Origin of the sequence: Luteimonas sp. J29, assembly GCF_000472505.1 — a bacterium.
In the GTDB taxonomy this organism is placed as follows: domain Bacteria; phylum Pseudomonadota; class Gammaproteobacteria; order Xanthomonadales; family Xanthomonadaceae; genus Luteimonas.
On the sequence record NZ_AWZR01000006.1, the window covers coordinates 280,222 to 288,090 of the forward strand.

At 71.5% G+C, this 7,869-nt stretch carries 5 protein-coding genes and 2 pseudogenes; 4 read left to right on the forward strand and 3 right to left on the reverse strand.

The window, feature by feature from the left end:
* The first annotated feature begins 97 nt into the window (after positions 1-97).
* Both LUTJ29_RS17315 and LUTJ29_RS0112060 read left to right on the forward strand, forming a co-directional pair.
* A pseudogene (locus LUTJ29_RS17315) lies at positions 98-915 on the forward strand (DUF1289 domain-containing protein).
* Positions 912-1,769 (forward strand): sulfurtransferase, encoded by an 858-nt coding sequence (locus LUTJ29_RS0112060; protein ID WP_027072733.1) that lies wholly within the window; start codon positions 912-914, stop codon positions 1,767-1,769. Before LUTJ29_RS17315 ends, LUTJ29_RS0112060 begins: the two are co-directional and overlap by 4 nt.
* Before the next feature lie 28 nt (positions 1,770-1,797).
* Here LUTJ29_RS0112060 and LUTJ29_RS0112065 read toward each other — a convergent pair whose 3' ends face one another.
* The gene (locus tag LUTJ29_RS0112065; protein WP_027072734.1) at positions 1,798-2,547 is read right to left on the reverse strand and encodes an enoyl-CoA hydratase/isomerase family protein; all 750 of its coding nucleotides are present in this window, start codon (positions 2,545-2,547) and stop codon (positions 1,798-1,800) included.
* A gap of 44 nt (positions 2,548-2,591) precedes the next feature.
* Between LUTJ29_RS0112065 and LUTJ29_RS0112070 the strand changes: the two genes are divergently transcribed.
* On the forward strand, positions 2,592-3,035 hold the full coding sequence (locus LUTJ29_RS0112070; RefSeq protein WP_027072735.1) for a copper chaperone PCu(A)C: 444 nt from the start codon (positions 2,592-2,594) through the stop codon (positions 3,033-3,035).
* 21 nt (positions 3,036-3,056) lie between these two features.
* On the opposite strand, the gene LUTJ29_RS0112075 is transcribed toward LUTJ29_RS0112070, so the two are convergent.
* Together LUTJ29_RS0112075 and uvrA are read right to left on the reverse strand one after the other, a co-directional pair.
* Entirely contained in the window at positions 3,057-3,473 is a 417-nt protein-coding gene (locus tag LUTJ29_RS0112075; RefSeq protein ID WP_027072736.1) for a thioesterase family protein, read from the reverse strand.
* Between the two features lie 86 nt (positions 3,474-3,559).
* Positions 3,560-6,385 (reverse strand): annotated as a pseudogene (gene uvrA, locus LUTJ29_RS17320) (excinuclease ABC subunit UvrA); the annotation flags it as partial.
* 434 nt (positions 6,386-6,819) lie between these two features.
* Here uvrA and LUTJ29_RS0112085 point away from each other — a divergent pair.
* The gene (locus LUTJ29_RS0112085; protein ID WP_027072737.1) at positions 6,820-7,866 is read left to right on the forward strand and encodes an OmpA family protein; all 1,047 of its coding nucleotides are present in this window, start codon (positions 6,820-6,822) and stop codon (positions 7,864-7,866) included.
* Positions 7,867-7,869 lie beyond the last annotated feature (3 nt).

A 7,869-nucleotide genomic window follows, 5' to 3' on the forward strand; every position in this document is an offset into this window, starting at 1 on the left:
GCCAGGCCGGCATCGCCGGCGGGCCGCGGCACCACGCAAGCGCCGGCTGCCCGCCGGCGTTTTGCGTTTTCCAGCCCGACCTGTTGCGATTGTCCGGATGAACAGCCTCCTGCAGCCGATCCCCACCCCCTGCATCGGGGTGTGCATGCTCGATGCCGACGGGCTGTGCCTGGGCTGCCACCGCAACCGCGACGAGATCGCACGCTGGCGGTCGATGGCCGACGCCGAGCGCCTGCGGCTGATGGAGGAGGAGCTGCCGCGTCGCGGCCGGCAGCGTACGGCATGAGCATGGCGGGTCCGACATCGCTGGAGCGGATCGTCCGCGCGGTGCATCCGCTCGACGCCGAACCCGGCGGCCCGGAGTGGAACCTCGACGAGCTCGACGGGCTGCTTGGATCCGCGCCGCCCAGGCCGGCCGCGGTGCTGCTCGGCCTGGTCGACCGCGGCGACGACCTGAACCTGCTGCTCACCCGGCGCAACGACGGGCTGCGCCTGCATGCCGGCCAGGTGAGCCTGCCCGGCGGGCGACTCGATCCCGACGACGCCGGCGCGCTCGATGCCGCGCTGCGCGAGGCCGCGGAGGAGATCGGCCTGGCGCGCGTCCAGGCGCGGCCGCTCGGTTATCTCGACCCGGTGCGCACGGTCACCGGTTTCCGTGTGGTGCCGCTGATCGCGCAGGTCGATCCGGGCTTCGTGGCGCGTCCCGATCCCGCCGAAGTGGCGGCGGTGTTCGAGGTGCCGATGTCGTTCCTGCTCGCGCCCGACCACCTGCGTGCGCTGACCATCGAGTTCGCCGGGCGCCCGCGCCGGGTGCTGGAGTTCATTCCGTATCCCGGCGCCCCGGACCAGCGCATCTGGGGCGTCACCGCCTCGATCCTGTACAACCTGCGCCAGCGGCTGGAGGGCATGCGATGAGCACGCGCGAGTGGAACACCCTGGTGCAGCCGGAGACCCTCGCGGCCGCGCTGGGCGCGCCCGGCCTGGTGGTGGTCGATTGCCGCTTCTCGCTGGCCGATCCCGCGGCCGGCGAACGCGAATACGGTCGTGCGCGCATCCCGGGCGCGCGCTACGCGCACCTGGACCGGGACCTGTCGGGCCCGCATGGTCCCGGCTGCGGCCGCCATCCGTGGCCGGACGCGGAGGCGTTCACCGGGCGCCTGTCGGCCTGGGGCATTTCCCCGCGCACCCGGGTCGTGGCCTACGATGCCGGCGACGGTGCCTTCGCCGCGCGCCTGTGGTGCCTGCTGCGGATGCTGGGCCACGAGGCGGTGGCGGTCCTCGACGGCGGCTTCGCGCGCTGGACCGCGCTCGGCCTGCCGGTGGACGATGCGGTGTCCGAACCCGCGCCCGAGCCTGCCGTCTTCGCGGGGGCCTTCGACGCGAGCCGGCTGCTGGACGCCGACGCGATCGCGTGCCACCTGGCGCAGGGCGGGTTGCTGGTCGACGCGCGCGCGCCGGAGCGGTTCCGCGGCGAGGTCGAGCCGATCGACCCGGTGGCCGGCCACGTGCCCGGTGCGGTCAACCGTCCGTATATGGCCAATCTGGACGCGGGTCGCTTCAAGGCGCCCGCGCGCCTGCGCGCGGAGTTCGAGGCGCTGCCCGGCTGGCGCGGCCCGGAGGCGCTGGTGGCGATGTGCGGGTCGGGCGTGACGGCCTGCCATCACCTGCTCGCGCTGGAGCATGCGGGGCTGCGCGGCGCGCGCCTGTTCACCGGTTCGTGGAGCGGCTGGATCGACGATCCGGCGCGGCCGGTCGCCACCGGGGATTGAGCGTCCGCGGTCGAAGGGCCGGGCGAGCCTACTTGCCGAGCCGGACCACCAGCGCCTTCAGCGCGGCCTGGGTATCGGGTTCGGTCCAGGACGCGATGAAGTTGTCCAGGTCCAGCAGCTCCGGCCGGAGTGCCTCGACCACTTCGGCGCGCGCGATCGCGCGGGTGGCGAGCACCGGCCTGGCCGGCAACGCCAGCAGCCCGGCCAGCCACGCATGCGCGCGTTGCGGCACGTCCTCGGCCGGCGCCAGCTCGTCCACCAGCCCGATCGCGAGCGCGCGCTGCGCATCGACCATCTCGCCGCCGACCAGCAGCCGTTCGGCGCGGTGCGGGCCGACGACGCGGCGCATGAGCCGCTGGATGCCCTCCGGTGCGACCAGGCCGACCTGGGTCTCGTTGAGCCCGATGCGGAAATCGCCTTCGGCCATCACCCGGTAGTCGCAGCACAGCGCCAGCACGCAGCCGCCGGCCGGCGCGTGGCCGGTGAGCGCGGCGGCCACCGGGACCGGCGAACGCGCCAGTGCGCGCGCGGCCTCGATGAAGGCGTCCCAGGCCGCGCGCACCTGGTCGGTGCGGTCGAGCTGCAGCAGGAACGGCACGTCGAGCCCGGCGGAGAACACGCCGGGCGCGCCGCTGAGCACGATGCCCCGCGCACCGTCGGCGACCGCCCTGTCGACCGCTTCGCGCAGCAGCCCGCACAGCGTGGGGTCGAGCGCGTTCACCGGCGGCCGCGCCAGGCGCAACTCGTGGATGCCGTCGTGCCGGCTGCGTTCGATCATGGCGCCAGGTCCCTTGCGTGGAAGGCGGCTATCATAGCCGCGCCATGAACGCTTCCATCCCGCTCCTGGGCGCGACGCTGCTGCTCGCGCTGTCCGGCGCCGCGCGCGCCGGCGACTGCCTTCCCGAAATCGACTCCGCCTGGATCCGCAAGCCGCCGATGGCGATGCCGATGATGGCGGGCTTCGCCGAGATCCGGAATCCGTGCGCCGAACCGGTGCGGATCGTCGCCGCGCGCAGCCCCGCGTTCGGTGCGGTCGAGCTGCACGAGACCACGCGCGTGGACGGCGTGAGCCGCATGCGCCACGTGGAGGCCCTGGACGTGCCGGCCCGCGGCACGGTCGTGCTCGCGCCGGGCGGCCTGCACCTGATGCTGATGCAGCCGAAGGACGAGGCCGTCGAAGGCAGCACGCTGGAAGTGGAACTCGAGCTGGACGATGGCCGCCGGCTGGCGGCCGGCTTCCAGGTGCGCGCACCCGGCGCGCTGTAGCCGCGGCGACGTCCGTCCGGGTCAGGCCCCGCCCGACGCGAGCCGGCGCACCGCGTCCGGGAGCGGCGTCGGGCGCCCGCTCGCGCGGTCGATCCAGACCATCACCACGTGCCCGTCGGCGTAGAGGACGGTGCCGTCCTCGCTGGCGATGCGATGGCCGAGGGTGACGCTGCTGTTGCCGACCCGGTCGCCGGACAGCTCCACCACCACCCGCGCCGGATACGGGATTGGCACCCGGTAGTTCATCTGCACCGCGGCCAGCAGCGGCATCACCGCGTCCGTCATCCACGGCTCGCCCAGCGACTGGAACCAGCGGATCCGCGCCTCCTCCAGGTAGGTCATGAAATTGGAGTTGTTGACGTGGTTGAGCGCGTCCAGGTCGCGCCAGCGCAGCTCGATCGGCAGGCGGATCAGCGTGGTCTTGTTGTCGAGGCTCATGCGGGTGGATCGGCGTTGGGGGAGGAAAGGGGCGGCGGCGGGGGTCAGGCCGCCGCCGTCCTGCGCCGGCGCGGACGCTCGGTGCCGAGCACCTTGGCCAGGAAGCGCCCGGTATGGGAGTGCTCGACGGCAGCCAGCTGTTCGGGCGTGCCTTCGGCGACGATCGTGCCGCCGCGGTGGCCGCCCTCGGGACCGAGGTCGACCACCCAGTCCGCGGTCTTGATCACGTCGAGGTTGTGCTCGATCACGACCACGGTGTTGCCGTCGTCGCGCAGCTTGTGCAGCACCGCGAGCAGATGCTCGATGTCGTGGAAGTGCAGGCCTGTGGTCGGCTCGTCGAGGATGTAGAGGGTCCGGCCGGTATCGCGGCGCGACAGCTCCTTCGACAGCTTCACCCGCTGCGCCTCGCCGCCGGAGAGCGTGGTCGCCGGCTGGCCCAGCTTGATGTAGCTCAGGCCGACGTCGAGCAGGGTCTCGAGCTTGCGCGCGATCGCGGGCACCGGCTCGAACAGGGCCAGCGCATCCTCCACGGTCATTTCCAGCACGTCGTGGATGCTGTAGCCCTTGTAGCGGATCTCCAGCGTCTCGCGGTTGTAGCGCTTGCCGTGGCAGACGTCGCAGGGCACGTAGACGTCGGGCAGGAAGTGCATCTCGACCTTGATCAGCCCGTCGCCCTGGCAGGCCTCGCAGCGGCCGCCGCGCACGTTGAAGCTGAAGCGCCCCGGCGAATAGCCGCGGGCGCGCGCCTCGGGCACCTGCGCGAACAGCTCGCGCAGCGGCGTGAACAGGCCGGTGTAGGTGGCCGGGTTCGAGCGCGGCGTGCGGCCGATGGGGGACTGGTCGATGTCCACCACCTTGTCGAACAGGTCCAGCCCGTGGACCTCGCGGTACGGCGCCGGGGTGTGCGAGGCGCCGTTGATCTCGTTCGCGGCCAGGGAGTAGAGGGTGTCGTTGATCAGGGTCGACTTGCCCGATCCGGAGACGCCGGTGATGGCGGTGAACAGGCCGGCGTGGATGGTGAGGTCGACGTCCTTTAGGTTGTTGCCCGAGGCGCCGAGCAGCCGCAGCTTCATCTTCGGGTTGGGCTTCGTGCGCCGCGTCGGCACCGCGATCGAGCGCTTGCCCGACAGGTACTGGCCGGTGAGCGAGCGCGGCGCCTTGAGTACGTCCTGCAGCGTGCCCTGGGCCACCACCTCGCCGCCGTGCACACCGGCGGCCGGTCCGATGTCGACGATGTGGTCGGCGAGCCGGATCGCGTCCTCGTCGTGCTCGACCACGATCACCGTGTTGCCGAGGTCGCGCAGGCGGGTGAGGGTGCCGAGCAGGCGCTCGTTGTCGCGCTGGTGCAGGCCGATCGACGGTTCGTCGAGCACGTACATCACGCCGACCAGCCCGGCGCCGATCTGGCTGGCCAGGCGGATGCGCTGGGCCTCGCCGCCGGACAGCGAGTCGGCCTTGCGCTCCAGGGTGAGGTAGTCCAGGCCCACGTCCACCAGGAAGCTCAGCCGCTCGCGGATCTCCTTGACGATGCGGCTGGCGATCTCGCCGCGCCAGCCGGGCAGGTGCAATTCGCCGAAGAAGCGCAGCGCCTCGTCGATCGGCATCACCACCACGTCGTGCAGCGGCCGCTCGGCGACGAACACGTTGCGCGCGGCGCGGTTCAGGCGCGCGCCGCCGCAGTCCACGCAGGGGCGCTCGCTGATGTACTTGGCCAGCTCCTCGCGCACCGCCGCCGACTCGGTCTCGCGGTAGCGGCGCTCCAGGTTGGGGATGATCCCCTCGAAGCGGTGCTTGCGCTGGGTGCGGCTGCCCGAATCGGTGAGATAGGTGAACGTGATGGTGGTGTCGCCGCTGCCGAACAGCACCGCCTGGCGCGATTCCTCGGGCAGGTCCTGCCACGGCGTGTCGACGCTGAAGCCGTAGTGCCGGGCCAGCGACTGGATCAACTGGAAGTAATAGGCGTTGCGGCGGTCCCAGCCGCGCACCGCGCCCGCGGCCAGCGACAGTTCGGGGTGCACCACCACCCGGGCCGGGTCGAAGAACCGGGACACGCCCAGGCCGTCGCAGGTCGGGCAGGCGCCGACCGGCGAGTTGAACGAGAACAGCCGTGGCTCGAGCTCGGGCAGGGCGTAGTCGCAGACCGGGCAGCTGTAGCGCGAGGAGAACAGCAGCGGCTGGGCCGCGGCGTCGCCATCGATGGCCTGGACCGAGGCCATCCCGTCGCCCAGCTTGAGCGCGGTCTCGAACGACTCGGCCAGGCGCTGCTTGAGGTCCTCGCGCACCCGGAACCGGTCGATCACCGCCTCGATGGTGTGCTTCTGGCGCAGGGCCAGCGGCGGCACCGCGTCGATCTCGTGCAGCACCCCGTCCACCCGCACCCGCACGTAGCCCTGGGCGCGAAGCTGCTCGAACACCTGGGCGTGCTCGCCCTTGCGCTCGCGGACCACCGGGGCCAGCAGCATCCAGCGGGTCTCGGGGTCGAGCGCCAGGACCTGGTCGACCATCTGGCTGACCGTCTGCGCCTCGAGCGGGTAACCGTGGTCCGGACACCGGGGGATGCCCACCCGGGCGTAGAGCAGGCGCAGGTAGTCGTAGATCTCGGTGATGGTGCCGACGGTCGAGCGCGGGTTGTGGCTGGTCGACTTCTGCTCGATCGAGATCGCCGGGCTCAGGCCCTCGATGTGGTCGACGTCCGGCTTCTCCATCACGCTCAGGAACTGGCGCGCGTAGGCGGACAGCGACTCGACGTAGCGGCGCTGGCCCTCGGCGTAGATGGTGTCGAAGGCGAGCGAGGACTTGCCCGACCCGGACAGGCCCGTGATCACGATCAGCTTGTCGCGGGGCAGGTCGAGGTCGATGTTCTTGAGGTTGTGGGTACGGGCACCGCGGATGCGGATGGTGTCCATCGCCATCTGGCAGGGGTTCCGGATATCAGAAGGGGGGGAGGGAGCGCGCCGGGCCGGACGCCAATCGATCAGCCTAGCGGGGTGCCGGGGCGTGGGCAAACCCGGGGCCGGCCAGTGTCCACCGGCGGCGTCGCACCCGGTGAGACCGGGGCAGGTGCGGTCCGTCCGGATGCGCAGGTCCGCGCCCTCCCGCGCGGCCCCCGGGGGGCCGGACGCCCGCCGCATCGGCGACCCGCGGGAATGAACGGCAGGCAACAGGGCCGCCGGAACGCGGCCGGTCGTTATTTACTCGTTAACATGCCCTTCACGGCCCGAAATCTAACCTGCCTGCGTCCGTTCAGCCTCGCGGCGGGACGGGGACCATGCCAAGGCGCCGTTCACGCACCCGCGCGCGGGGCCTGACTAGACGAGTTCGAAGCCCTCACAAGGAAACATAAACAATGAAGAAGACAATCCTCGGCCTCGCTCTCCTGGGCGGACTCGGCGTCGCCCAGTCCGCTTTGGCGCAGGACTACGACGACCGCTGGTACCTCACCGGTTCGGTCGGATACAACCTGCAGGACGAAGACCGTCGTACGGACGACGCGTTCGCCGCCGCCCTGGGCGTGGGCCGCTTCATCAGCCCCGAGTGGTCGGTGGAAGGCGCGCTGAACTACCAGAACCCGCAGTTCAAGCACAACAGCGACCTGCTGTGGAGCCAGTACGGCGTGTCGGTGGACTTCCGCCGCCACTTCATCAGCGAGGAGCGCAACTGGGCCCCGTACCTGCTGTTCGGCCTGGGCTACCAGCGTTCGGAAGAGGAGTACGTGGCGACGTCGGGCACCGAATCGCCGCTGCAGCGCGAGGACGGCAACCTGGCGGCGAAGGTCGGCGTGGGCGTGCAGGGTGACTTCTCGCGCCGCGTGGCGGTGCGTGCCGAACTGGCGACCCGCTTCGACTTCGACACCAGCAGCTACGCGGCCGAGAGCGGCACCGACTCGTCGGGCTACCCGCACCAGATGGAGGAGAGCTACTTCTCCGACGTGATCGCGTCGCTGGGCGTGATCATCCCGCTGGGTCCGGAGCCGACCAAGCCGGTGGCCCCGCCGCCGCCGCCGCCGGCGGCCGAGCCGGCTCCGCCGCCGCCGCCGGCGCCGATCACGATCGACCTGAACGGCGTGAACTTCGACTTCGACAAGGCGACGCTGCGTCCTGACGCGGTGCAGATCCTGAACGAGGCGGTGGAGATCCTGCGCCGCTATCCGGAGCTGCGCGTGGAAGTGGCCGGCCACACCGACCTGTGCGGTCCGGACGCCTACAACCAGCGCCTGTCGGAGCGTCGTGCGGCCGCGGTGTACGACTACCTGACCAGCAACGGCATCGACGCCAGCCGTCTATCGGGCCCGGTGGGTTACGGCGAGAGCCGTCCGCTGGAGCCGACCCCGCAGACGCTGCCGGGGTGCAAGAGCGAGGTGAACCGTCGCACCGAGCTGAACGTCCAGAACTGATCC

Bases quoted from the DNA above. Each gene is read 5' to 3' on its own strand.
- LUTJ29_RS0112085 (WP_027072737.1), top strand. From the start codon at position 6,820: ATGAAGAAGACAATCCTCGGCCTCGCTCTCCTGGGCGGACTCGGCGTC.
- LUTJ29_RS0112065 (WP_027072734.1), bottom strand. From the start codon at position 2,547: ATGATCGAACGCAGCCGGCACGACGGCATCCACGAGTTGCGCCTGGCG.
- LUTJ29_RS0112075 (WP_027072736.1), bottom strand. From the start codon at position 3,473: ATGAGCCTCGACAACAAGACCACGCTGATCCGCCTGCCGATCGAGCTG.
- LUTJ29_RS0112060 (WP_027072733.1), top strand. From the start codon at position 912: ATGAGCACGCGCGAGTGGAACACCCTGGTGCAGCCGGAGACCCTCGCG.
- LUTJ29_RS0112070 (WP_027072735.1), top strand. From the start codon at position 2,592: ATGAACGCTTCCATCCCGCTCCTGGGCGCGACGCTGCTGCTCGCGCTG.